General features: G+C 63.7%; 23 protein-coding genes. 9 read left to right on the plus strand and 14 right to left on the minus strand.

Translation table 11 applies throughout. The features are described 5' to 3' along the window. Positions 1–26: 26 nt before the first annotated feature. A complete protein-coding gene (gene argB / locus SC1_RS18870) occupies positions 27–935 on the minus strand; it encodes an acetylglutamate kinase (protein WP_370568759.1) in 909 nt (302 codons plus the stop codon). Further along, positions 932–1,579: a queuosine precursor transporter gene (locus tag SC1_RS18875; RefSeq protein WP_062185960.1), complete on the minus strand. Its 648-nt coding sequence runs from the start codon at positions 1,577–1,579 to the stop codon at positions 932–934. The genes argB and SC1_RS18875 overlap by 4 nt, the downstream gene beginning before the upstream one ends. Before the next feature lie 116 nt (positions 1,580–1,695). On the opposite strand from SC1_RS18875, the gene SC1_RS18880 reads away from it, so the two are divergent. From SC1_RS18880 to SC1_RS18890, 3 genes are all read left to right on the plus strand, one after another. Continuing rightward, positions 1,696–3,036, plus strand: coding sequence for a NupC/NupG family nucleoside CNT transporter (locus SC1_RS18880; protein ID WP_062185962.1), 1,341 nt, complete (start codon positions 1,696–1,698; stop codon positions 3,034–3,036). A 122-nt stretch (positions 3,037–3,158) separates the two neighbouring features. Then, entirely contained in the window at positions 3,159–3,785 is a 627-nt protein-coding gene (locus SC1_RS18885; protein WP_062185964.1) for a beta/gamma crystallin-related protein, read from the plus strand. A gap of 14 nt (positions 3,786–3,799) precedes the next feature. After that, positions 3,800–4,120, plus strand: coding sequence for an MliC family protein (locus SC1_RS18890; RefSeq protein WP_062185966.1), 321 nt, complete (start codon positions 3,800–3,802; stop codon positions 4,118–4,120). Between the two features lie 18 nt (positions 4,121–4,138). Here the strand turns inward: SC1_RS18890 and SC1_RS18895 are convergent, their stop codons facing one another. From SC1_RS18895 to gluQRS, 8 genes are all read right to left on the minus strand, one after another. Next, positions 4,139–5,281 (minus strand): epoxide hydrolase family protein, encoded by a 1,143-nt coding sequence (locus tag SC1_RS18895; protein ID WP_062185968.1) that lies wholly within the window; start codon positions 5,279–5,281, stop codon positions 4,139–4,141. Positions 5,282–5,308: 27 nt separating this feature from the next. Next, positions 5,309–5,797, minus strand: coding sequence for a hypothetical protein (locus tag SC1_RS18900; RefSeq protein ID WP_238586782.1), 489 nt, complete (start codon positions 5,795–5,797; stop codon positions 5,309–5,311). A gap of 117 nt (positions 5,798–5,914) precedes the next feature. Next, complete coding sequence (locus SC1_RS18905) at positions 5,915–6,781, minus strand: 3-hydroxyacyl-CoA dehydrogenase NAD-binding domain-containing protein (protein WP_062185972.1); 867 nt, start codon at positions 6,779–6,781, stop codon at positions 5,915–5,917. 68 nt (positions 6,782–6,849) lie between these two features. Next, complete coding sequence (gene egtD, locus SC1_RS18910; protein WP_062185974.1) at positions 6,850–7,836, minus strand: L-histidine N(alpha)-methyltransferase; 987 nt, start codon at positions 7,834–7,836, stop codon at positions 6,850–6,852. Position 7,837: 1 nt separating this feature from the next. Further along, positions 7,838–9,103, minus strand: a complete 1,266-nt coding sequence (gene egtB, locus SC1_RS18915; RefSeq protein ID WP_083436001.1) for an ergothioneine biosynthesis protein EgtB — start codon at positions 9,101–9,103, stop codon at positions 7,838–7,840. 182 nt (positions 9,104–9,285) lie between these two features. Next, complete coding sequence (locus SC1_RS18920; RefSeq protein WP_062185976.1) at positions 9,286–9,867, minus strand: cob(I)yrinic acid a,c-diamide adenosyltransferase; 582 nt, start codon at positions 9,865–9,867, stop codon at positions 9,286–9,288. Positions 9,868–9,902: 35 nt separating this feature from the next. Continuing rightward, positions 9,903–10,127, minus strand: a complete 225-nt coding sequence (locus SC1_RS18925) for an HIG1 domain-containing protein (protein ID WP_062185978.1) — start codon at positions 10,125–10,127, stop codon at positions 9,903–9,905. Between the two features lie 9 nt (positions 10,128–10,136). Then, complete coding sequence (gene gluQRS, locus SC1_RS18930; RefSeq protein ID WP_062185980.1) at positions 10,137–10,988, minus strand: tRNA glutamyl-Q(34) synthetase GluQRS; 852 nt, start codon at positions 10,986–10,988, stop codon at positions 10,137–10,139. 171 nt (positions 10,989–11,159) lie between these two features. On the opposite strand from gluQRS, the gene SC1_RS18935 reads away from it, so the two are divergent. The 3 genes from SC1_RS18935 to ppc all read left to right on the plus strand — a co-directional run bounded on the left by SC1_RS18935 (position 11,160) and on the right by ppc (position 15,101). Continuing rightward, on the plus strand, positions 11,160–11,726 hold the full coding sequence (locus SC1_RS18935; RefSeq protein ID WP_062185982.1) for an HNH endonuclease: 567 nt from the start codon (positions 11,160–11,162) through the stop codon (positions 11,724–11,726). An 82-nt stretch (positions 11,727–11,808) separates the two neighbouring features. Next, positions 11,809–12,234, plus strand: a complete 426-nt coding sequence (locus SC1_RS18940) for a YbaY family lipoprotein (protein WP_062185983.1) — start codon at positions 11,809–11,811, stop codon at positions 12,232–12,234. A 188-nt stretch (positions 12,235–12,422) separates the two neighbouring features. Continuing rightward, entirely contained in the window at positions 12,423–15,101 is a 2,679-nt protein-coding gene (gene ppc / locus SC1_RS18945) for a phosphoenolpyruvate carboxylase (RefSeq protein ID WP_062185985.1), read from the plus strand. A 108-nt stretch (positions 15,102–15,209) separates the two neighbouring features. On the opposite strand, the gene SC1_RS18950 is transcribed toward ppc, so the two are convergent. The 4 genes from SC1_RS18950 to SC1_RS18965 form a co-directional block, all read right to left on the minus strand. After that, positions 15,210–15,728, minus strand: a complete 519-nt coding sequence (locus SC1_RS18950; protein WP_062185987.1) for a hypothetical protein — start codon at positions 15,726–15,728, stop codon at positions 15,210–15,212. A 156-nt stretch (positions 15,729–15,884) separates the two neighbouring features. After that, entirely contained in the window at positions 15,885–16,688 is an 804-nt protein-coding gene (locus SC1_RS18955) for an SDR family oxidoreductase (RefSeq protein ID WP_062185989.1), read from the minus strand. Positions 16,689–16,704: 16 nt separating this feature from the next. Further along, positions 16,705–17,823: an acyl-CoA dehydrogenase family protein gene (locus SC1_RS18960; protein ID WP_062185991.1), complete on the minus strand. Its 1,119-nt coding sequence runs from the start codon at positions 17,821–17,823 to the stop codon at positions 16,705–16,707. A 3-nt stretch (positions 17,824–17,826) separates the two neighbouring features. Further along, on the minus strand, positions 17,827–19,008 hold the full coding sequence (locus SC1_RS18965; RefSeq protein WP_062185993.1) for an acyl-CoA dehydrogenase family protein: 1,182 nt from the start codon (positions 19,006–19,008) through the stop codon (positions 17,827–17,829). Positions 19,009–19,180: 172 nt separating this feature from the next. Here SC1_RS18965 and SC1_RS18970 point away from each other — a divergent pair, with 172 nt between their 5' ends. The 3 genes from SC1_RS18970 (at position 19,181) to SC1_RS18980 (ending at position 22,896) form a co-directional block, all read left to right on the plus strand. Then, positions 19,181–20,038 (plus strand): SDR family NAD(P)-dependent oxidoreductase, encoded by an 858-nt coding sequence (locus tag SC1_RS18970; RefSeq protein WP_062185995.1) that lies wholly within the window; start codon positions 19,181–19,183, stop codon positions 20,036–20,038. Continuing rightward, positions 20,035–21,495: an MFS transporter gene (locus tag SC1_RS18975; RefSeq protein ID WP_062185997.1), complete on the plus strand. Its 1,461-nt coding sequence runs from the start codon at positions 20,035–20,037 to the stop codon at positions 21,493–21,495. Before SC1_RS18970 ends, SC1_RS18975 begins: the two co-directional genes overlap by 4 nt. A gap of 111 nt (positions 21,496–21,606) precedes the next feature. Further along, positions 21,607–22,896: an acyl-CoA dehydrogenase family protein gene (locus SC1_RS18980; protein ID WP_062185999.1), complete on the plus strand. Its 1,290-nt coding sequence runs from the start codon at positions 21,607–21,609 to the stop codon at positions 22,894–22,896. Positions 22,897–22,901 lie beyond the last annotated feature (5 nt).

The raw sequence follows: 22,901 nt of genomic DNA on the forward strand, positions 1-22,901 counted from the left end.
TCCGAAAAAGGGTATTGCCGCGTCTCTTAGCGGTGAATGAGCGTCCCCGCACCCCTCGCGGTGAAAATTTCAAGCAGCATCGCGTGCGGGATACGCCCGTCGAGGATGACCGCCGCCTCGACCCCGGCATCGACCGCGGCGACGCAGGTTTCGACCTTGGGGATCATGCCGCCGGTGATCGTCCCGTCGCGCTTCAGTTCATCGATCGCCGGGCGGTCGAGATCGGTGAGCAATGCCCCCGATTTGTCGAGCACCCCGGCAACGTCGGTGAGCAGGAAGAAGCGCTTGGCGCCTAGCGCACCCGCAATCGCGCCCGCCATCGTGTCGGCGTTGATGTTATAGGTAGCGCCATCGGCGCCCAGGGCCACGGGGGCGACGATCGGGATAAAATTGTCGTTGGTCAGATTGACGAGGATCGTCGGGTCGACCGCGACGGGTTCGCCAACGAAGCCCAAGTCGACGTGGCGCTCGATCCCCGAATTGGGGTCGGGCTCGGTACGACTGACCTTCTCGGCGAGGACGAGATTGGCGTCCTTGCCCGAAATGCCGACCGCGCGGCCACCAAGCGCCGCGATCCAGCTTACGATCTCCTTGTTGATCTTGCCCGCCAATACCATTTCGGCGACCTCGGCGGTCGCGGCATCGGTGACGCGCAGCCCTCCGACAAAGGTCGATTCGATGCCAAGCTGCTTCAGCATGGCGCCGATCTGCGGCCCGCCGCCATGGACCACGACGGGGTTGATCCCGACCGCCTTCAACAGCACGACATCTTCGGCGAAATCGCGCTGCGCCTCTGGGTCACCCATCGCGTGACCGCCATATTTGATCACGAAGGTCTCGCCAGCGTAGCGCTGCAGATAGGGTAGCGCCTCGACAAGCGTTTCGGCCTTGGCAAGCAGATCGGGCATTTTCGAAGGATCGGTCATCGACATCATCCGGCGTTCTTCGCATCCAGGTGGCGGCCGAGCGCGACCACCGCCATCACCAGCAGCGGCACCATCACCGCCGACAAAACGACCTTGGCGATCATCTGGCCAAGCATCAGGTCGCCGATCGGGCGGACCCCATAGAAGCTGACGGTGATGAAGATCAACGTATCGATGATCTGGCTGAGCGCCGCGGCGACAAAACCGCGCACCGGCAGCAGCCGGCCGTTGTTCGCGGTCATCCGCGAAAAAAGCCAGACGTTGAGGCTGACGGACACGCCATATGCCAGGATTCCCGCCGCCATCATGCGCCACCCCTGTCCCACGATGATCGGGAAAGCTTCCTTGGCGGGCTCATACATCCCCTCGTCGGTCGGCAGTTGCAGCACGAATATGGTCAGGATGATCGCCAGGATAAGCGGAATGAATCCCAGCCGCACAAGCTTGTCGGCAACGACGCGCCCGTGAAGTTCGGCGATGCCGCTAGAGATCGCAATCAGTGTCAGGAAAGGGAAAATACCAGCCTCGACCGCTAGCGGACCAAGCGCGACCTGTTTCGCACCCAGGAAACCGCCAAGCGGAACCATGCCGCCGTAGAGGATTGCGAACAGCAGCAACGAAGGCGCGATCACGCGCGAAGGGCTATTTTCCATCGAGGCCGCTTAATCGCTTTTGCGGCGGGTGGAAAGGTACCGCATCGGCACAGACTTGCTCCACCGCCAAAGCCCGCTAGACACGGGTATCAATTTGCGGGGGACGCACAGAAATTATGGAACGCCTGATCGGTCTGCTCGGCATTGTCGCATTGCTCGCGATTGCCGTGCTTTTTTCGTCTAACCGTCGCTGGATTCGCCCGCGTATCGTCATCCCCGCCTTTCTGTTGCAGGCGGGCTTTGCAGTGCTCGTCATCGGTACGCCGTGGGGGCGCGCGGTGATCCAGGCGATGTCGAACGGTGTGTCAAACCTTCTGAGCTATGCGGACGAGGGCACGAAGTTCCTGTTCGGCGAAGTGTTGACGCAGGCCCCCTATGGCAAGGCCGTTTTCGCAATCGGCGCGCTGCCCGTGATCATCTTCTTCGCGTCGCTGATTTCGGTCCTCTATTATCTCGGGGTCATGCAGTTGATCATCAAATGGGTCGGCGGCGCGATCCAGAAGGTTACTGGAATTACAAAGGTCGAAAGCCTCGGCGCGGCGGCGAACATCTTCGTCGGCCAGTCCGAATCGCCGCTTGTCATCCGACCCTATCTCGCGGGCCTGACCCCGCCGCAGCTCTTTACCGTAATGACTGTCGGCATGGCGGGTGTCGCGGGAACGATCCTCGGCGCCTATGCGGGGATGATCGGCCCGCACCTCCTTCCCTATCTTCTCGCCGCCAGCTTCATGTCGGCGCCCGGCGGCATCCTTATGGCCAAGATCATGATGCCCGACGATCCGAAGGATATCGGCATCGAACCGATCGTGATGCCGGAGGCAAGCCACGACGAGGAAAAGCCTGCAAACATCATCATGGCCGCGGCGCAGGGCGCGCAGACCGGGGTCAAGCTGGCGGTCGCGGTCGGTGCGATGGTGATGGCGTTCGTCGCGCTCGTCGCGCTCGCCAACGGCATCCTCGCAGGGATCGGCGGCTGGTTCGGGTTCGAGGGCCTGTCGTTCCAGGCGATCATCGGCACGATCTTCCGTCCGGTCATGTGGCTGATGGGCGTGCCTTGGGAAGAAAGCGCGACGGTCGGCGGGCTGTTCGGCAGCAAGGTGGTGCTCAACGAATTCGTCGCCTTCATCGATCTTGGCCGGGCACAGGGCGACATGTCGGCGGCAGCGGTCGCGATCGCGACCTTCGCACTCTGTGGTTTCGCCAATTTCAGCTCGATCGCGATCCAGATGGCGGTGACCGGTGGGCTTGCCCCGAACCAACGCCCGATGATCGCGAAGCTCGGCCTGAAGGCGCTTCTCGCGGGCAGCCTCTCGAACCTGATGTCGGCGGCGCTCGCCGGCCTGATGCTCGGCGTCGCACCGCCGCTCGCCGCACCGCCGCCGGCCGCTCCAGCCGTCGCAGCGCCCGCACCCGCACCCGCAACCGCACCGACGGCGGAACCCGCCAAGGCGCCCTGATTGATGATCTTGTCCGGCCTAAGCTCAACGGGCGATTGGGAGAATTTGCAAGCCGCCTGCGAATGACGTAAACTTCGGGATATAACAAATCCCGGGTCGCGTTCGCAAAATGGGAGGCTGTCATGAAAACCGCATATCGTTTGTCGATCCTAGCTGCGGCCGCAGCGTCGATAGGGGCGGGTTTCCTCGCCACTTCATATGCCCAGACCGTCGAGACCGAACGCTACCGCCCTGATCGCCCGCCAGAAGCGACGATCTATCGCGACGCCGGTTATCGCGGACCCGCGGTGTTCGTCGGCGAGGAAAAGCCGAACCTCGGCCTTGCCTGGCCGGTCAATTCGATCCGCGTCCCGAACGGCCGCTGGGAGCTGTGCGAAAAGACGCGTTATCGCGGCAATTGCCGCACCGTCGATCGCGACACACCGATGCTGAATAATGTTCTGCGCGGCCTCACCATCCAGTCGATCCGCCCGGTCGGCGGCGGTGGCGGCGGTGGCTGGAACCCGGCCCCACCCGCCAACGATCAGGTCGCGCGCGGCAATTTCGCCGAATTCCACACCCAACCCGCGGAACGGAACTATCGCGTCCTCGCCTGCACCCGCGGTTCGGCAACGGCCGCCTGCGCAGCGCAGTCCGCAGACACCTGGTGTCGTTCGATCGGTTGGAACGGGTCGGCGCGCGAGCATATGGAAACGATCAGCGGGCGGGTCTACCTCGCCGACGTGTTGTGCGTGCGTTCGGGCTATTGAGGGGGAGAGATGATATGAAAAAGACGACAATTCTTGTCGCGATCGGCACCGCGACCCTCGCGTTGGCCGCCTGTTCGTCGGTGCCGCGCAATACCGGCACGAGCTATGATTGCAGCGGCGGCACAAAGCTAAAGGTCGATTATGTCGGCAGCACCGCGATAGTCCGCGTCAACGGCATGCGCTCGCTGGTGCTGAAGCAGACGCCGTCGACCGGCGGCTCGGTCTACGAGAACAAGAGCGGCGCGCGGCTTCAGCGCAACGGCAATGAGGTGACGTGGAACACCGCGCTGCGCTCGGCGCCCGAAAGCTGCCGTGTCGTCTATAAGCCGATGTAGGCTGGAGTCGAAAGCCCGCTACAACGTCATTTGGGCCAGCGCTGTGCGGACTTCGGCGACGAATAGGTCTGGTTGTTCCCAGGCGGCGAAATGTCCGCCTTTCTCGGGTTCGTTCCAATAGACGATATTCCGGTAGCGCCGCTCGGCCCAGCGCCGTGACAGGCGCATGATCTCGTTCGGGAACAGACTGCATCCGGTCGGCACCGAAATCTCTCCGGCGGAGAAATTGCGGAAGCTGTGCCAATAGAGCCGCGCGGACGAAGCGGCGCTCGCCGTTAGCCAATAGAGGCTAACGGTGTCGAGCATCGCATCGCGCGACAGTATCTTTTCGGGATGGCCGCCGATCGACTGACCGCCTGGCTGATGCCCGCAATCGGTCCAGCCGTGAAATTTCTCAACGATCCACGCCATTTGCCCGACCGGTGAATCGGTAAGCGCATAGCCGATCGTTTGTGGCCGCGTTGCCTGCTGCGTCGAATAACCGCTGTCCTTCGCCTGATACCAGCCGAAGCGTGCGAGATAGAGCTTTTCGCTGTCGGTGAGGTCGGTCATCAAGTCGGGCGGCGGTGCGCCGACCACCATGTTGACGTGGATGCCCGCGCAATGATCGGCATGGTTCATCCCGATCGCGCAGGTGACCGCGCTGCCCCAGTCGCCGCCCTGCGCAAAATAGCGGTCATAGTCGAGCGCTCGCATCAGCGCGTCCCACGCCGCACCGATATGCTCCACGCTCCATTTTGCCTCGGTTGGCTTGCCCGAAAAGCCGTAACCCGGAAGTGACGGGATCACGAGGTGATAATCGGCCGCCAGCGGTTCGATCACGTCGAGGAATTCGAGCACCGACCCCGGCCAACCGTGCGTCAGGACAAGCGGGCGCGCATCGGGATTGGCCGACCGGACATGCAGGAAATGAATGTCGAGCCCGTCGATCGTCGCGAGATAATTGGGGAGCGCGCCTAGCCGCGCTTCGGCCACGCGCCAGTCGTATTTATCACGCCAATAGGCCGCAAGTTCCTGTGCATAGGCAAGCGGGATGCCCTGATCCCAGTCATCCACCGTTTCGCGCTCGGGCCAGCGCGTTCGCGCCAGCCGATCCTTCAGATCGTCAATCGCCGCTTGCGGCACCTCGACGGCGAAAGCCCGGATATTGTCGACCTGCATCTGCCCACCCCTCTCAAGCCGATAATATCAGGGCCGCGCTGGCGCCTTGCAGCCGCGCTCGAGCCCGACACCCTTCAGGAAGCCGCGCCGCACCGTTCCGGCGTAAACCGCCAACGCATAACGCCGCCGTTCGGCATTGGCGCCAGTAACTTCGCCAATCAGGCCCCGAAAAGGAATAATTCCTCCTGCCACCGTTCCGGCGACGCGGCCGGCGGTTTCCTCGCGCTTCTTCGCGCGATCCTTGTCGACCTGTTCATTGACGTCGGGACCCAGCACTTCGTTGAGTTCGTTCAGTTCGTTGATGATCGCCGCACATTTTCCGAGCCCCGCGAGCGAATAGGGCGCACCCTGAATTGCGAGGAGCTTGGGCGGAACCTCCTTGCCGTCGAATGGCTCGGCAACCGTATTGGCGGTATCCTTGATCGTCGATTCTTCGGGCGCGCCCTGTTGTGCCTGGACGGGCATCGCTCCGGCAAGAAGCGAGGCGGCAAGTGCGAATAAGGTCTTGTTACGCATGATCATATCATCCCCTGCATTCCATATACCCAACGCACAGGACACCTTTCGGCTCCATCCGCCACCCTTATAGCGGATGAGGCAAGGCGGTCTGCCCCTTCAGCCGCTGCGCTCGGCTCACCGGGTCGGAACAGGCTCCGGTCCAGTCCAGTCGTAGAAACCACGGCCGGCCTTCTTTCCGACCCACCCGGCATCGACATATTGAACAAGCAACGGCGCGGGACGGAATTTCGGATCGCCGGTGCCGCTGTAGAGCACACGGATGATTTCCAGGCAGGTGTCGAGCCCGATGAAATCGGCGAGCGTGATCGGGCCCATCGGGTGGTTGAGGCCGAGGCGGCAACCCGTATCGATGTCCTGCATCGTCGCAACGCCTTCGCCCAAAGCGAACACCGCTTCGTTGATCATCGGCATCAGCACGCGATTGACGATAAAGCCTGGCGCGTCGTTGGCATGGACGATTTCCTTGCCTAACCCGCGGCCAAAGGCCTCGACCTTCGTCAGCGTGTCGTCGCTCGTCGCAAGGCCGCGGATCAATTCGATCAGGCCCATCACCGGGACGGGGTTAAAGAAATGGACGCCGATGAAGCGCGCGGGATCGGGCGTCGCCTGTGCAAGGCGCGTGATCGGGATCGAGCTGGTGTTGCTGGCGAGGATCGCGGTCGGCGACAGATGCTGGCCGACGCTCGCGAAGATCGCGCGCTTGATCTCCTCGCGCTCGGTCGCCGCCTCGATAACCAGGTCGGCGGGGGCGAAGGCGCTGTGATCACCGACCGGGGTGATGCGGCCAAGCAGCGCGTCGGCGTCGGCCTGCGTTATCTTTTCCTTGGCGACGAGCCGGTCGAGCGCTTTGGCGATGCCCGCCTTGCCCGCTTCGGCGCGGGCGAGGTCGATATCCGAGAGAAGTACGTCATGCCCTGCGCCCGCCGACACCTGCGCGATACCTGCGCCCATCTGTCCCGCACCGATAACGCCGACGATCATATGCTGCCCTTTCGCTGAAAACCTGCCCGTGCCCCTACGGCTTGGGGTTTGTGCGTCAAGAGCGCGCGTCAGGGGGCGGAGCGGAACTCCGTCGCTTCGGCGAGGATCAGGGCGAAGGCGGGATCGGCATCGTCCCATGTCGCGAGCGGGGTCCAGCCCGATGCACGCAGGAGAAGATTGGCGTCGCGCGGGCCGTATTTGTGGCTGTTCTCGCTATGGATCGTCTCGCCTTTCGCCATCGCATAAAGGCGGCCGTCGATCGTGAATTCCATGTCGCACGCCGCGACGAGATGCATCTCGATGCGGGCATGGATGTCATCCCATATCGCGCGATGGCTGAAATTCGCGACCGGGATATCGCCGCCAAGCTCGCGATTGATCCGTTCGAGCAGATTGAGGTTGAACGCCGCGGTCACGCCGGCGGGGTCATCATAGGCGAGTTCGAGAGTCGCCACATCCTTGATCCGGTCGATCCCAATCAGGAGGAGCGATTCTTCGCCGAGCGCACAGCGCCAGTTACGCAGCAGGTCGACCGCAGTGCGCGCGACCATGTTGCCGATCGTGCTGCCCGGAAAAAAGCCGAGCTTAGGCAGATCAGCGATTTCGTCGGGCATGGTCACGCGCTGGGTGAAATCGGCCTCTACCGGATAGATTGCGAGGCCTGGAAAACGTGCCGCAAGAGCCTCTGCGCTGTCGCGCAGGAAGTCACCCGAAATATCGACCGGCACATAGGCCGCGGGTTCGATCGCATCGAGAAGCAAGGGCGTCTTGGTCGAGCTGCCCGAACCGAGCTCGACGACCGCGCGGCCGGGACCGATGGCCCCGGCGATGTCGGCGGCGTGGCGAGTGAGCAGGTCGGTCTCGCTACGCGTCGGATAATATTCGGGGAGCGCGGTGATATCCTCGAACAATGCCGAGCCCGTCGCGTCGTAAAACCAGCGCGCCGGAATCGCTTTTTGCCTTTGCGCGAGGCCCGCGTGGACGTCAGCGCGGAAGGCGATGTCGACGCCGGCGTCATCGGCCGAAACCTGACGAAGGTTGCGCACAACGCCCATGTCAAAGATCCTTTGCGAGCCGCACGCCGGTGAACTGCCAGCGCTGGTGGGGGTAGAAGAAATTGCGGTAGGAGGGACGCAGATGGCCGCGCGGGGTCGCGCAACTGCCGCCGCGCAGCACGAACTGACCGCTCATGAACTTGCCATTATATTCGCCGACCGCGCCGGGCGCGGCGCGGAAGCCGGGATAGGGGCGATAAGCGCTGCCGGTCCATTCCCACACGCTGCCGAACATCTGTTGCAAGCCGGTGTCATCGGCCGACGCCGCTGGCTGAACCGGCCCCGCGACGTCGAGTTGCTGCCCGCCATGCGGATCGAAGAGGGCCGCCGCGGCTTCCCATTCCTGCTCGGTCGGGAGGCGCGCGCCGGCCCAACTCGCAAAGGCGTCGGCCTCGAAAAAGCTGATGTGCGTGACGGGCGCGACGGGGTCGATATCCTGCCAGCCCGACAGGGTGAAGTTTTGCCCATCCTGCCAATAGGCGGGCGCCTCGATATCGCCGGCCTGTACCCACGCCCAACCGTCGCTAAGCCAGAGCGACGGGGTGTGATAGCCGCCGTCGGCGATGAATTCCTGCCACTCGCCATTGCTCACCGGACGGTTGGCGAGCGCGTGCGGGGTCAGCAGCGCATCATGGCGAGGGCCTTCGCAGTCGAAGGCGAAACCGGCGCCGCCATGCCCGAGCGCGGCCACGCCATCGCCGCCCCTGATCCACTTCATCGCGGAAAACTGCGTAACTTCACTCGCGATTCGCGTTTCCCATACGGCGGGTCCGAGCGGGTTTTGCGCGAAGAGGTGCTTGAGATCGGTGAGCAGCAGTTCCTGATGCTGTTGCTCATGATGGATCCCGAGTTCGACGAGCGCCGATACGCTGGCCGGAAGATCAGGCAACGCGGTCTGGACGGCGGCATCGACATGCGCGCGCCAGATGCAGACCTCATCGAGCGACGGGCGCGTCAGCAGGCCGCGATGCGGGCGCGCGTGGCGCGGCCCCTCTGACTCATAATAGCTGTTGAAGAGGAAAGGATAGCGCTCGTCGAAGAGGCGGTAGCCCGGAACATGATCGCGCAGGACGAAGGTTTCGAAGAACCAGGTCGTATGCGCAAGATGCCATTTGGCAGGCGACGCGTCGGGCATCGACTGCGCGCTCGCGTCGGCGTCGGAGAGTGTCGCGGTCAGATCGAGCGACAGCCGCCGCGTCGCGGCGAAGCGCTGCGTCAGGCTATCCAGCATATCGGTCGTCGGCGAAGCATCGGTTCGGCTGGCCATGGTGAGACAATCCCCCAGGGTATGATTCGGTTTCGCTGGTTGCCCGATTATGGTTACGCCGCGATGGAAAGTCTAGAACATTAAGGGAACACCAAAGTATAGGGGGCGCCATATGATCCGGTCGCATCGTCCCTGCGGCGCCGATGTCGTGAACCGGATCAAGTCCGGGCCGTCGAACGGGATCAGCGCGTCGCGCCGGGTTTCCACAATATGTCGCCGCCCGCCGCGGCGTTGAGGTGCCGCGTAAGCACGAAGAGATGATCCGACAGGCGATTGAGATAATTGAGCGCGATCGGGTTGAGGTCGCGCGCCGTACCCGCGGCGACCGCGGCACGCTCGGCGCGGCGCGTCACCGCGCGGGCGAGGTGCAGCCGCGCCGCGGCTTCGGTGCCGCCGGGCAGAATGAAGCTTTTGAGCGCATCCAGCGCATCGTTCATACCGTCGATCTCGTCCTCGAGCCGCGCGATCTGGCTCGGCACGATGCGCAGCGCCATTTCGTGCGGGCCGAAACCGAACTGGATGTCGGGCGGAGTCGCAAGGTCGGCGCCGAGGTCGAACATTTCGTTCTGGATGCGCGCGAGCATCGCGGCTTCGTCGCTTGCCGGGTCGAGCGCCGCAACGGCAATGCCGATCGCGCTGTTCGCTTCATCGACGTCGCCAATCGCCGCCATCAGCGCGTCCGATTTGGCAACGCGCGAACCGTCGACAAGCCCGGTGGTGCCGTCGTCGCCGGTACGCGTGTAGATCTTGTTGAGCTTGACCATATTGCCTGCCTACCGGTGCCGCATACGCAATGCGCTTATTTCCCGGCGGCGAAGAGGCCGATCAGCACGAGCAGGATGATCGTGATCGCCTGCCACTTCACGCGCGACATCATCATCTTGTTCTGCATCACCTGATTCTCGTGCGCCGTGCCGTCCACCTGGGCGCGGTGGCCTTGCGAGAAATAGAAGAGCCCCCGCGCTAGCGAGAAGAGGACGAAGCCGGCGGCAATTACGACGCCAATGATGAGCAGGATTTCCATGCTTCCACTCTAGGGATTTTGCAGCGAATAGCCAGCGGGAAGCCGGTCGGCCGCCAAATCGGCGGCGAGCGCCCGTCCATCGATACCCCCCGCGCGGAGCGAGGCGAGCGAGGCCGCGGCATCGCGTTTCGCCAGCCTTTTGCCATCGGGGCCGCAAACGAGTGCGTGGTGACGATAGAGCGGCGTCGGCAGGCCGAGCAGCGCCTGGAGCAGCCGGTGGACGTCGGTCGAGGCGATGAGGTCGGCGCCGCGGATGATGTGCGTCACGCCCATATCGGCATCGTCGAGCGTGCTCGCGAGATGATAGCTCACCGGTGCATCCTTGCGCGCGAGGACGATATCGCCGTGGGCCGCAGGATCGGCGGTGCGGAGCCCCTGCCCCACCTCTTCCCATATAAGCGCACCGGTTTCGGCCAGCGCGCGCGCCATGTCGAGGCGCCAGCAATGCGGTTCATCGGCGAGGCGGCGTGCCCGCTCGGTTTCGGACAGATTGCGGCAGGTCCCGGGATAGACCGCCCCGGATGGTCCGTGCGGCGCCGACAGACTCGCGGCGATATCGGCTCGGGTGCAGAAGCAGGGATAGACCAACGCACGCGACCGGAGTTCGGCAAGCGTGGCGGCATAATCGTCAAGCCGCGCCGACTGGCGCACCGGATCACCGTCCCGGCCGACCCCGAGCCAGTCGAGATCGGCGAGCGAGGCCGCGACATATTCCTCCCGCGAGCGGCTGCCGTCGATATCGTCGATGCGGATCAGGAAGCGGCCAGCGGCGCCGCGCGCAGCCGTGTATGCAAGCACTGCGCTGTACGCGTGGCCAAGGTGAAGCTCGCCGGTCGGACTCGGGGCAAAACGTGTCAGCATTGGCGCCCTCCTGAATCCATATGCTGTGCCGAGTCAAAGTGAATCATTCCATATCTTGCGGGCAGAAGCCCCCTTGACGTCAGAATCTGATAGGGCATGTAATGATGGTGTCACGCGCGGGAGGCAGTGGCGCGCTATCCCGTGAAGCAATGGGGGCAGCGTTATCTAGCCATGTTCCATCCCGATCTTGCCCGGCATCCCGATAGCTGTCCGGCACTCGTTCTCAACGCCGATTATACGCCGCTGAGCTATTATCCACTGAGCCTCTGGCCATGGCAGACCGCAGTGAAGGCGGTGTTCCTCGACCGCGTTACCATCGTCGAAAATTACGAACGCGAAATCCATTCGCCGACGCGGACGATGCCGATCCCGAGCGTGATCGCGCTGCGCCAATATGTGAAGCCGTCGGAGCATCCGGCCTTTACGCGTTTCAACCTGTTCCTGCGCGACCGCTTTGCGTGCCAATATTGCGGGTCGGGCAAGGAGCTGACCTTCGATCATGTCGTCCCGCGCCGGCTGGGCGGGCGCACGACGTGGGAGAATGTCGCGACCGCCTGTGCCCCGTGCAACCTCAAGAAGGGCGGCCGGACGCCGCAACAGGCGCATATGCCGCTCTATCGCCAGCCCTGGCGCCCGACGAGTTGGCAGCTACAGGACAATGGCCGAGCCTTTCCGCCGAATTATCTGCACACGAGCTGGATCGACTGGCTTTATTGGGATGTTGAACTGGAGGGCTGAAGGGCGCACAACGGCGACGACAGCATGGGTTCACCTCGATGGGACTAGGCGCCCGCCAACCATCGAAAAAAGGAGAAACATCATGGTTCGCATTACCCGTATGCTGGCCGTCGGCATCGTTGCCGCACCGCTGCTCGCCGCTTGCGCGACGATTCCGCCCGCCGAACAACCCGTGTCGGTCACCGGCAGCATCACCTATCGCGAGCGCATGGCGCTGCCGCCGACCGCGCAGGTCGAAGTGACACTCGCCGACGTCAGCCTGATGGACGCACCGTCAAAGACGATCGCGCAGCAGTCATTCACTGCCGACGGACGGCAGGTGCCCTTCGCCTTCACGCTGACGGTCGACCAGCGCCAGCTCGATCCGCGCCACAGCTATGCGGTGTCGGCGCGCATCACCGACGCGTCGGGCAGGCTGATGTTCATCACCGACACGCGCAATAGCGTTACGTTCGATGGCCGCCGCGCAATCGATCTGGGAACGTTGATGCTGGTCGAGACGCGCTGACATCGAACCGAGCGAAGTGGGTGATTGCCGAAAGTTGGCGTGAAGGAACATGCGCAACTCTGTTACGTTCGACGTACATCGGACAATCGATTTGGGGTCACTCCACGTCGTCGAGACGAACTGATCTTATAGAAGCATAGCTATGCGCGCCTTGACGCTGTGCCTTCGCAGGTGCAGCAATCCGCCGCATGGGCCCGCCTATCCAGATCTCGCAAAATCCCGACATCCGCTATTTGGGGCGGATCCTCGGCGACGTCATCCGCACCTATGGCGGCGACAAATTGTTCCGCCAGACCGAATATATCCGCTCGTCGAGCGTCGACCGCCATCGCGGGATCGCGGGTGCCGAGGCGATCGATCCGGGGCTCGATGCGCTGAGCCTCGACGACACGATCGCGTTCGTGCGCGGGTTCATGCTCTTCTCGATGCTCGCGAACCTTGCCGAAGACCGGCAGGGGGTTGCCGCCGAGCCCGAGGCCACGGTCGCCGCGGCGATCGAAAAGCTGCGCGCGGACGGGATCGACGGCAATGCGATCACGGCGCTTCTCAGCGCCTCGCTCGTCGCGCCGGTGCTGACCGCGCACCCGACCGAGGTGCGGCGCAAGTCGGTGCTCGATCACAAGAACCGCATCGCCGAACTGATGCTGCTGCGCGATGCCGGCGCCGAAGAGACGCCCGAGGGCGATGTCGTCGAGGATGCGATCCGGCGGCAGATCGTGCTGCTGTGGCAGACGCGCCCGCTGCGCACCGAGAAATTGTTCGTTGCCGACGAAATCGACAATGCGCTGACCTATTTGCGCGACGTCTTCCTGCCCGTCGTGCCGAAGCTTTATGCGCGCTGGGAAGCCGAACTGGGCCAGCGCCCCGCGAGCTTTCTGCGCGTCGGCAGCTGGATCGGCGGCGACCGCGACGGCAATCCCTTCGTCACGGCCGAGACGATGCACATGGCGACGGGGCGCAACGCCGCTGCGGTTCTCGGCCATTATATCGACGCGGTTCATGGGCTGGGCGCCGAGCTGTCGGTGTCGGCAAGCCTCGCCGCGGTTCCAGAAGCGGTCGAAGCGCTGGCCGAAGCGAGCGGCGATGCCGCGCCGAGCCGCCGCGACGAGCCCTATCGCCGCGCCTTGTCAGGTATTTATGCCCGGCTTTGTGCGACTTATGCGCAGATCGTCGGCCGCGCACCGCCGCGGCCCTCGGCGCTGACCGGCGCGCCCTACGCCACCCCCGCCGACTTCCGCCGCGACCTCGTCACGATCGCCAACGGCCTGTCGGCGAACAGCCAGGGCCAGTTCGGCGGCATCGGGGCATTGGGGCGGCTGATCCGCGCGGTCGAAGTGTTCGGATTCCATCTCGCGACGCTTGACATGCGGCAGAATAGCGCCGTGCACGAACGCGTCCTCGCCGAATTGCTGTCGGTATCGGGCGTGTGCGCCGATTATCTGGCGCTAGGCGAAGAAGAGCGCGTCGCGTTGCTGACGGCGGAGCTGCAAAGCGACCGGCCGCTCGCGGCGCCGTGGCATCAGTGGAGCGACGAGACTGCCGGCGAACTCGCGATCGTCCACGCCGCCGCCGATGTCCGCGCGCGGCTGGGGCAGGACGCGATCTGCCAGTGGATCATCAGCATGGCGCAGGAATTGTCCGACCTGCTCGAAGTCCATATCCTCGCGCGTGAAGCGGGGCTGTGGCGGAGCGGCGACGCGGCAGGACAATCGAACCTGATGGTCGTGCCCTTGTTCGAGACGATCGCCGACCTCGATCGCGCGCCCGCAATCATGGCGCGTTATTTCGCGATGCCCGAAATCGGCCCGCAGATCGGCCAGCGCGGGCATCAGGAAGTGATGATCGGCTATTCGGATTCGAACAAGGATGGCGGGTATCTGACCTCGACCTGGGGATTGCACCAAGCGTCGCAGGCGCTGACCCCGGTGTTCGAGGATGCCGACACCGCGATGCAATTGTTCCATGGCCGCGGCGGCGCGGTCGGGCGCGGCGGGGGCAGCGCCTTTGCCGCGATCCGCGCGCAGCCCGCGGGGACGGTGCAGGGACGCATCCGCATCACCGAACAGGGCGAAGTGATCGCGGCGAAATATGGCACGGCGGCGAGCGCGGCGACGAACCTTGAGGCGATGGTGTCGGCCAGCCTGCTCGCGAGCCTCGAGCCCGAGGCGCTGAGCGATACCGATGCGGTCCGCTTTACCGCGGCGATGGACCAGCTGTCGGACGGCGCCTTCGCTGCCTATCGCGGGCTGGTCTATGACACGCCGACCTTCAAGGATTTCTTCCGCGCGATGACGCCGATCGCGGAAATTGCGACGCTGAAAATCGGGTCGCGGCCGTCGAGCCGCACCAAATCGAGCGCGATCGAGGATCTGCGCGCCATTCCCTGGGTGTTCAGCTGGGCGCAGTCGCGCGCGATGCTGCCGGGCTGGTACGGCACCGGCGAAGGCTTTGCGGCGTTCGAGGACAAGGCGCTGCTCGCCGACATGGCGGCGGGCTGGCCCTTCTTTGCCGCGCTGCTCGGCAATATGGAGATGGTGCTCGCGAAATCCGACATGGGGATTGCGGCGCGCTATGCCGAACTTGCCGGGCATATCGACGGGCATGATGCGATTTTCGGCCGCATCCGCGACGGGTGGAATCGCGCGCATGACGGCTTGCTCGACATCACCGGCCAGACGCGGCTGCTCGACAAGAATCCCGCGCTCGAAGCGTCGATCCGGCTGCGCCTGCCCTATATCGAGCCGCTGAACCTGCTCCAGATCGAGCTGATGAAGCGCCACCGCGCCGGGGAAACCGATCCGCGCATCGCCGAGGGTATCCAGCTGACGATCAACGCGATCGCGACGGCGCTGCGGAATAGCGGCTAGACCAACTCAACCCGTCATTGCGAGCGAAGCGAAGCAATCCAGAGTGTGCGTAAACCGCTCTGGATTGCTTCGCTTCGCTCGCAATGACGATGGGGTTTGAGGGGCGCCTCAGCTCTTGGTGATCACAACCTCGCCCTTGGCGTTCGCGCCATCGGGGCCGAATTTGATCGTGAAGTCGGCGCCGTCCTTGTCCTTGCCCGCGAGCGTGTCGCCGCTGCGCGTGACCTTGACGTCCTTTTTGGCGAACTCGCCCGCCATCCAGTCGGCCGCCTTCGTCGGTGCGGCGGGCGAGGTGAAGCCCAGTTTGACGACCGCCTTGTCGGTGCCATTCTTGTCGTTGGCGTCGACGTTGACCGTCGTGACCTTGCTGCCCGGATAGAGTTTCACGCCGTCGATGTCGAAATCGCTCTCGATATCGAGGTCGACGAAATCGGGAATATCGATGTCGATCGCGGCGCCATCGCCCCCGATCTTGATATTGCCGCCGTCCTTGCCGGTCTTGATCTGGACTCCGCCATGCTCGTCGCCGGCGTTGATCGAGACCTGGGTGCCGCTCTCGGAATTTTTCTCCTCCGAGCCGCAGGCGGCGAGGAGCATCATCGGCGGAATGAGGAAGGCGAGACGCATGAACTATCTCCTTGGTGCGTTAGTTATATAATACACCTTGGGAATTAGCGAGTCAATCTATCCGCTTTCGTCATGCCGGACTTGATCCGGCATCCCGCTTTTTCGACGTTTCACAGCGGGACCCCGGATCAAGTCCGGGGTGACGAGGAAATAGATTTACGCGTCGATGCTGGTGCGCAAATCGCCGTGGACCAGACCGCCGTCGACGGTGATCGTGTCACCGACGACATAGTCGCCCGCCTTCGATGCGAGGAAGATCGCGGCGCCCGCCATATCTTCGGGCACGCCGATGCGCTTGACCGGGATGCTCTTGGCGACCGCATCGCCATGGTCGCGCGCCGCCTTGTTCATGTCCGACTGGAAGGCGCCGGGGGCGATCGCGGTAACGAGGATGTGATCGGTGACGAGCCGCGCGGCGAGGCGCTTGGTGAGATAGAGGATCGCCGCCTTCGACGCGTGATAGCTGTAGGTTTCCCACGGGTTCAGCCGCTGGCCGTCGATCGAGCCGATGTTGATGACCTTTGCCGGACGGTCGGCGGTGCCACCCGCTTTCAACAATCCGTGCAGCGCCTGCGTCAGGAAGAAGGGCGATTTGACGTTGATGTCCATCACCTTGTCCCAGCCCGCCTCGGGGAAGCCCTCGAACGGTTCGCCCCACGCCGCGCCCGCATTGTTGACGAGAATGTCGAGCCGTTCCTCGCGCGCTTCGAGCTCCTTGGCGAGCGCGCGGCATCCCTCGACGGTCGACAGGTCGACCGGCAGGCCGATGACCTTGCCCGGATAGCGCGTTTCGAAATCGGCGACGGCTTCCTCGATCTGCGCGGTCTTGCGCGCCGAGATATAGACGCGCGCAGCGCCCGCGGCGAGATAGCCCTCGACGATCATCTTGCCGATCCCGCGCGAGCCGCCGGTGACGAGTGCGATGCGGCCGTCGAGGCCGAACATGTCCTGAAGATTCATTGTCTTTCTCCCCGGCTCAATAGCCGTTCATCCGCGCGACCTGGTCGATGTGATAATGCACATCGCCCATAAATTCGGCGAGCGCGCGGTCGCGTTTCATATAGAGGCCGATGTCATATTCGTCGGTCATGCCGATGCCGCCGTGCATCTGCACGCCTTCGCGCACCGCGAGGTTGGCGGCGCGACCGGCTTTGGCTTTCGCGACCGAGACCATCAGCTTCGCGCCTTCGCTGCCTTCATCGAGCAGTTGCTGCGCCTTCATCACCGTGGCGCGCGCGACTTCCATTTCGCCGTAAAGATGCGCGGCGCGGTGCTGGAGCCCCTGGAACTCGCCGATCAGCTTGCCGAACTGCTTGCGTTCCTTGAGGTAATTGACCGTCATGTCCATCGCGCCCTGCCCGACGCCGACCAACTCGGCGGCCGAACCGGTTCGCGTTGCAGCGAGCAGCGCGTCGAGGATCTGCTGACCCGCATCGACTTCGCCGATCACTGCATCGGCATCGACTTCGACGCCATCGAGCGTGACATGGCTGGCGAGGCTCGAATCGACGAGCCGCCGCGGATCGGCGGTCACGCCCTTCGCGTCCTTCGGCACCGCGAACAGCGTGATGCCGCCGTCGGTCTTTGCCGCGACGATGCTGACGTCGGCAACATGGCCGTGGAGAACGAAGCTTTTCTTGCCGTCCAACCGGAATCCGTTGCCCGCACGCGTCGCGGTCGTCGCGATACGGTCAGGGCGATGCTTGGCGCCTTCATCGATCGCGAGCGCGACAATCGCTTCTCCGCTGGCAATGGCGGGGAGCCACCGGCCCGCCTGCGTGCCACCCGCCTTGGCAAGCGCCGCAACCGCACCGACGCTGGTCGACAGGAAGGGTGACGGAGTCAGGTTGCGGCCAATTTCCTCGAGCACGATGCCCGCCTCCATATGCCCCATGCCGAGCCCGCCATGTTCCTCGGGAACGAGCATGCCCGGCAGGCCCATTTCGGTGAACTGCGCCCAAAGGTCGCGCGAAAAGCCTGTGGCATCGGCGCTGTCGCGGAGCCCACGCAGGTGCGACACCGGCGCCTGTTCGGCCACGAAGGGTGCGACGCTGTCCTTGAGCATCGCCTGATCGTCATTGTGATAGAGAGGCATGGGTCAGGCTCCGGGCAGGTCGAGAATACGCTTGGCGATAACGTTGAGCATGACTTCGCTCGTCCCGCCTTCGATCGAATTGGCCTTGGTGCGCAGCCAGCCGCGCGCCCGCGCCCCGCCCTTCGTCTCTTCGCTATCCCATTCGAGCGCCTCGCTGCCGCCGCCCGACATCACCAGTTCATGGCGGCGCTTGTTGAGTTCGGTGCCGACATATTTCATCATGTTCGAGCTGGCGGGATGCGCGCGGCCGGTCTTCCACATGTCCATGAAACGCTCGCCCATCGCGCGATAGGCAAATACGTCGACGTCGAACGCCGCCATTTCTGCGCGCAGGATCGGATCGTCGAGTTCGCCCGCCGCATTCTTGCCGATCGCCTTGGCGAATGCGCCGCCGATGCTGACCATGTCGCCGCCAGCGCCGCCGCCCGAGATCATCTCGCGTTCGTGGCCCAGCAGATATTTGGCGACGTCCCAGCCGCGGTTGATCTCGCCGATATATTGCGTCTTCGGCACTTCGACATCGTCGAAGAAGGTTTCGCAGAACGGGCTGTTACCGCTGATCAGCAGGATCGGCTTGGTCGTGACGCCCTTGCTCGCCATGTCGAAGAGCATGAAGGTGATGCCCTGATATTTGTTCGCCTTGTCGGTGCGGACGAGGCAGAAAATCCAGTCGGCCTTGTCGGCATAGCTCGTCCAGATCTTCGACCCGTTGACGACCCAATGATCGCCCTTGTCCTCACCGAAGGTCTGCAAGCTGACGAGATCGCTGCCCGATCCGGGCTCCGAATATCCCTGGCACCAGCGGATTTCGCCGCGCGCGATCGGGTTCAGATATTGAACCTTCTGCTCCTCGGTGCCGAATTGCAGCAGCGCGGGGCCGAGCATCCAGATGCCGAAGCTATCAAGCGGCGAGCGCGCGTTGATGCGCTTCATTTCCTGTTTGAGGACCTTGGTCTGCTCGGGAGTCAGCCCGGCGCCGCCATAGGGCTTCGGCCAATCGGGCACGGTATAACCCTTTGCCACACAGGCCTCGAGCCATTGCTTCTGGGCCTGATTCTTGAAGGTCCAATTGCGTCCGCCCCAGCAGACATCGCCTTCTTCGCGGATGGGCTCGCGCATTTCGGCAGGGCAGTTCGCCTCCAGCCAGCTGCGCACTTCGGCGCGAAAAGCGTCCAGATCGCTCATGTTTCAGGCTCCTCTTCCTGACCCAAATCTAGGAGCAGTCGCCTGCTTTACGCAAGCGTCAACTTGGGTCGACCCACCTGCCGTTACGGCGCCGTAGCGTCGGTTCGACCAGCGTTGACGCGGGTCCTTTGGCCCCTAAGCTAAGTGGCAAAAGAAAACGGGAGAATGGGTCATGCGATTCGCAGGCAAGGTAGCCGTCGTCACCGGCGCAGCGTCGGGCATCGGCAAAGCATCGGTCTTGAAACTGGCCAGCGAGGGCGCGCATGTCTTTGCCGCCGACATCGATGAAGCGGGCGGTCGCGCACTCGCCGAGCAGTCGAACGGCAAGATCGATTTCGTCCGCTGCGACGTTACCAAGCCCGGCGATATCGAGGCGTTGATGAACGAAGCGGCGGCGAAAGCCGGCGGCATCGATATCGTCTTCAACAATGCCGCCGCGGGCGGCGACCGCGCGCCGATCGACGAGATCAGCCCCGAAGGCTGGGACCGGACGATGGACCTGGTGCTGAAGTCGGTCGCGATGGGCATCCGTTATGCCGCGCCGCATATGAAGGGCCGCAAGGGCGCGAGCATTGTTAATACGGCGAGTGTCGCGGCGCTCGGCGCGGGCTATTCGCCGATCGCCTATGCGGTCGCCAAGGCGGGCGTGCTGCATCTCAGCAAGGTCGCGGCGACTGATCTGGCGCAATATGGTATCCGCGTGAACGCCATCTGCCCCGGATTCATCAATACGAACATCTTCACCGCCTCGCTCGAAGTGCCGGGCGAACTCAAGACGCAGGCGAATGAAGTGATCGCGCAGATGAGCGCGAATGCGCAGCCCGTCGCGCGCGGCGGTCAGCCCGAGGATATCGCCAACGCCGTCGCCTATCTGGCGAGCGAGGAATCGAGCTTCATGACCGGCACGCATCTTCTCGTCGACGGCGGGCTCACGATCGGCCAGCGCCATGCTTGGGACAAGGAAACGCCGGGCATGTTCGACGCTCTGCTCGCGATGGAGGAAGCGGCAAAGGCCGGGGCCGCCGCGTGAGCGCTGCAAGCGTCGCGGCGCCGAAAGCCGAGCGCCTGCCCGTCTGGCTGAAGGTCACCCACGGGCTCGGCAGCATCGCTTACGGCGTCAAGGACAACGGCTTTTCGACCTTTCTGCTGCTCTTCTACAATCAGGTGATCGGGCTCGACGCCGGTATCGTCGGCGCCGCGATCATGGTCGCGCTGATCGCCGACGCTTTCGTCGATCCCGTGATCGGCGAGCTCACCGACCGGACGCGCAGCCGCTGGGGCCGCCGCCTGCCCTGGCTTTACGGCGCGCCGATCCCGCTCGCGATCGCGTGGATGCTGCTGTGGAGCCCGCCCGAGATGAGCGACACGATGACCGTCGCCTGGCTGATCGGCCTTGCGATCGTCGTCCGCTCGCTGGTGTCGATGTGCGAAGTCCCCTCGGTCGCGATCGTGCCCGAACTCACCGCCGACTATGACGAGCGAACCGCGGTGATGCGCTTTCGCTTCCTGTTCGGCTGGGGCGGCGGGCTCGTCATCCTGCTGCTCGCCTATGGCGTCTTTTTCGGTGGCGCGAAGGGGCTCGTCGATCCCGACGGCTATTTCCCCTATGCGCTCGCCGGCGCGCTGATGATGTCGGGCGCGGTGCTGATCTCCGCCGCCGGGCAGCACAAAAGGATCGCCGTGTCGAACCTCGCCGATGTGAAACCGCCGACGACGCTGCGTCATATCGTGCGCGACATGCGCGACACGCTGTCGAACCGCGCCTTCCTTTGGCTCGTCTTCGCGGCGCTGTTCGGATATGTGAATCAAGGCATCACCTTCTCGATGAACAATTATCTGCTCGGCTTTTTCTGGCAGTTCACGCAGGGTGAGATGATCGCCTATGTCTTCCTGCTTTTCGGGACGATGGTCGCGGCCTTTTTGCTGGTCGCGCCGCTCTCGGCAAAGCTCGGGAAGCGCGACGGCGCGATCCTTGCGGGCGCGGTCGCGCTGCTCGTCAACAGCGGCATCTATTTCGCGTGGATCCAGGGTGTCTTCCCCGGCCTGCCCGGCAAGCCGAGCGTCGCGGCGATGTTCGCACTCGTGTTCATATCCAACACCTTCTCGATCATGCTGATGATCCTGTCCTCGTCGATGATGGCCGATGTGGTCGAAGCGTCGCAGAGCGAGACGGGGCGCCGGTCGGAGGGGCTGTTCTTCGCCGGCTTTTTCTTCATGCAGAAATGCGCGACCGGCATCGGCATTTTTGCCGCGGGGCTGATCCTGTCCTTCGCGGCCTTTCCGGCGAATGCGAAGCCGGGCGAGGTCGGCAGCGACGTGCTCGGCAATCTCGCGCTCGGCTATGCGCTCTCGGTGCTCGTCATCGGCACGCTGGGGCTGATCGTGATGCGCAAATTCCCGATCTCGCGCGCCGATCACGAGGCGCGACTCGCGCTGCTGGGCGATGCCGCGCGCGCAGAGCCCGACGCGAGCGGAGCGCACCCGTAAGCGAAAAATGCGCGCTGTGACCAAATGAGGTAATTTTCGGACCGCAGGACTTGGCAAGGCCGGCGAATCGGTCCAAGGGTTTACGTAAACGTAAAGGGAAAGGAAGCGCAGATGGACTTCGATCTCACCGACCGGCAGGTCTATTGGCGCGACCGGGTCCGCGACTTCATCGAGCGCAAGGTTCGCCCTGCGGTCCCGACCTATTACGAGCAGGACAAGGCTGGCGATCGCTGGAAAGTCATTCAGGTGGTCGAGGATCTGAAGGCCGAGGCGAAAGAAGCCGGCATCTGGAACCTGTTCATGCCGCCCAAATCCGCCGCGCACCATCATGTCGACGAGACGTTCGAGTTCGAGGGGCCCGGCCTCTCCAACCTCGAATATGCGCTGTGCGCCGAGGAAATGGGTCGCGTTGGCTTTGCGAGCGAGGTGTTCAACTGCTCGGCGCCCGACACCGGCAATATGGAAGTCTTCCATCGCTACGGAACGCGCGCGCAGAAGGAAAAATATCTCGGCCGGTTGATGAATGGCGAGATCCGTTCGGCCTTTCTGATGACCGAGCCGCGCGTCGCATCGTCCGACGCGACCAATATCGAAACACGCATCGAGCGCGACGGTGACGATTATGTGATCAACGGCACCAAATGGTGGTCGTCGGGCGCCGGCGATCCGCGCTGCGAAATCGCGATCGTGATGGGCAAGACCGACTTTGCCGCCAAGCGCCACGCGCAGCAGTCGATGGTGCTGATGCCGCTCAACGCGCCGGGCGTGAACATCCTGCGCCACCTGCCCGTATTCGGTTATGACGATGCGCCGCACGGCCATATGGAAATCGAGCTGAAGGATGTCCGCGTCAACGCCGAGGAAGCGATGCTGCTCGGCGAAGGCCGCGGCTTCGAGATCGCGCAGGGGCGCCTTGGGCCGGGCCGCATCCACCATTGCATGCGCACGATCGGTGTGGCGGAAGAAGCGATTGCGAAGATGGCGAAGCGGCTGCAGTCGCGCGTCGCCTTTGGCAAGAAGGTCGCCGAATATAGCATCTGGGAACATCGCCTGGCCCGCGCGCGCATCGACATTGAGATGACGCGGTTGCTGTGCCTGAAGGCCGCCGACATGATGGACAAGGTCGGCAACAAGACCGCCGCCGCCGAGATTGCGATGATTAAGGTGCAGGCGCCGAACATGGCGCTGAAGATCATCGACGATGCGATCCAGGCGCATGGCGGCGCGGGCGTGTCGGAAGATTTCGGGCTCGCCAAGGCCTATGCGCATCAGCGCACGCTGCGGCTCGCCGACGGTCCCGACGAAGTGCATGAACGCGCGATCGCCCGGATCGAATTCGCCAAGCATAGCGAAGCGAGCCAGCCCGGCTTCTCGTCGGGCGACATCGGCGTTTCGCGTTAAAACCA

The sequence above is a fragment of the Sphingopyxis sp. C-1 genome (assembly GCF_001047015.1).
Taxonomy (GTDB): Bacteria; Pseudomonadota; Alphaproteobacteria; order Sphingomonadales; family Sphingomonadaceae; genus Sphingopyxis.

Excerpts from the sequence above, each read along its gene's own strand:
- argB (WP_370568759.1), bottom strand. The coding sequence starts at position 935 with ATGATGTCGATGACCGATCCTTCGAAAATGCCCGATCTGCTTGCCAAG.
- SC1_RS18900 (WP_238586782.1), bottom strand. The coding sequence starts at position 5,797 with ATGCGTAACAAGACCTTATTCGCACTTGCCGCCTCGCTTCTTGCCGGA.
- SC1_RS18885 (WP_062185964.1), top strand. The coding sequence starts at position 3,159 with ATGAAAACCGCATATCGTTTGTCGATCCTAGCTGCGGCCGCAGCGTCG.
- SC1_RS18920 (WP_062185976.1), bottom strand. The coding sequence starts at position 9,867 with ATGGTCAAGCTCAACAAGATCTACACGCGTACCGGCGACGACGGCACC.
- SC1_RS18890 (WP_062185966.1), top strand. The coding sequence starts at position 3,800 with ATGAAAAAGACGACAATTCTTGTCGCGATCGGCACCGCGACCCTCGCG.
- gluQRS (WP_062185980.1), bottom strand. The coding sequence starts at position 10,988 with ATGCTGACACGTTTTGCCCCGAGTCCGACCGGCGAGCTTCACCTTGGC.
- SC1_RS18935 (WP_062185982.1), top strand. The coding sequence starts at position 11,160 with ATGTTCCATCCCGATCTTGCCCGGCATCCCGATAGCTGTCCGGCACTC.
- SC1_RS18950 (WP_062185987.1), bottom strand. The coding sequence starts at position 15,728 with ATGCGTCTCGCCTTCCTCATTCCGCCGATGATGCTCCTCGCCGCCTGC.
- egtD (WP_062185974.1), bottom strand. The coding sequence starts at position 7,836 with ATGGGCGTTGTGCGCAACCTTCGTCAGGTTTCGGCCGATGACGCCGGC.
- SC1_RS18925 (WP_062185978.1), bottom strand. The coding sequence starts at position 10,127 with ATGGAAATCCTGCTCATCATTGGCGTCGTAATTGCCGCCGGCTTCGTC.
- SC1_RS18960 (WP_062185991.1), bottom strand. The coding sequence starts at position 17,823 with ATGCCTCTCTATCACAATGACGATCAGGCGATGCTCAAGGACAGCGTC.
- ppc (WP_062185985.1), top strand. The coding sequence starts at position 12,423 with ATGGGCCCGCCTATCCAGATCTCGCAAAATCCCGACATCCGCTATTTG.
- SC1_RS18940 (WP_062185983.1), top strand. The coding sequence starts at position 11,809 with ATGGTTCGCATTACCCGTATGCTGGCCGTCGGCATCGTTGCCGCACCG.
- SC1_RS18875 (WP_062185960.1), bottom strand. The coding sequence starts at position 1,579 with ATGGAAAATAGCCCTTCGCGCGTGATCGCGCCTTCGTTGCTGCTGTTC.
- SC1_RS18980 (WP_062185999.1), top strand. The coding sequence starts at position 21,607 with ATGGACTTCGATCTCACCGACCGGCAGGTCTATTGGCGCGACCGGGTC.
- SC1_RS18895 (WP_062185968.1), bottom strand. The coding sequence starts at position 5,281 with ATGCAGGTCGACAATATCCGGGCTTTCGCCGTCGAGGTGCCGCAAGCG.
- SC1_RS18965 (WP_062185993.1), bottom strand. The coding sequence starts at position 19,008 with ATGAGCGATCTGGACGCTTTTCGCGCCGAAGTGCGCAGCTGGCTGGAG.
- SC1_RS18905 (WP_062185972.1), bottom strand. The coding sequence starts at position 6,781 with ATGATCGTCGGCGTTATCGGTGCGGGACAGATGGGCGCAGGTATCGCG.
- SC1_RS18955 (WP_062185989.1), bottom strand. The coding sequence starts at position 16,688 with ATGAATCTTCAGGACATGTTCGGCCTCGACGGCCGCATCGCACTCGTC.
- egtB (WP_083436001.1), bottom strand. The coding sequence starts at position 9,103 with ATGGCCAGCCGAACCGATGCTTCGCCGACGACCGATATGCTGGATAGC.
- SC1_RS18880 (WP_062185962.1), top strand. The coding sequence starts at position 1,696 with ATGGAACGCCTGATCGGTCTGCTCGGCATTGTCGCATTGCTCGCGATT.
- SC1_RS18970 (WP_062185995.1), top strand. The coding sequence starts at position 19,181 with ATGCGATTCGCAGGCAAGGTAGCCGTCGTCACCGGCGCAGCGTCGGGC.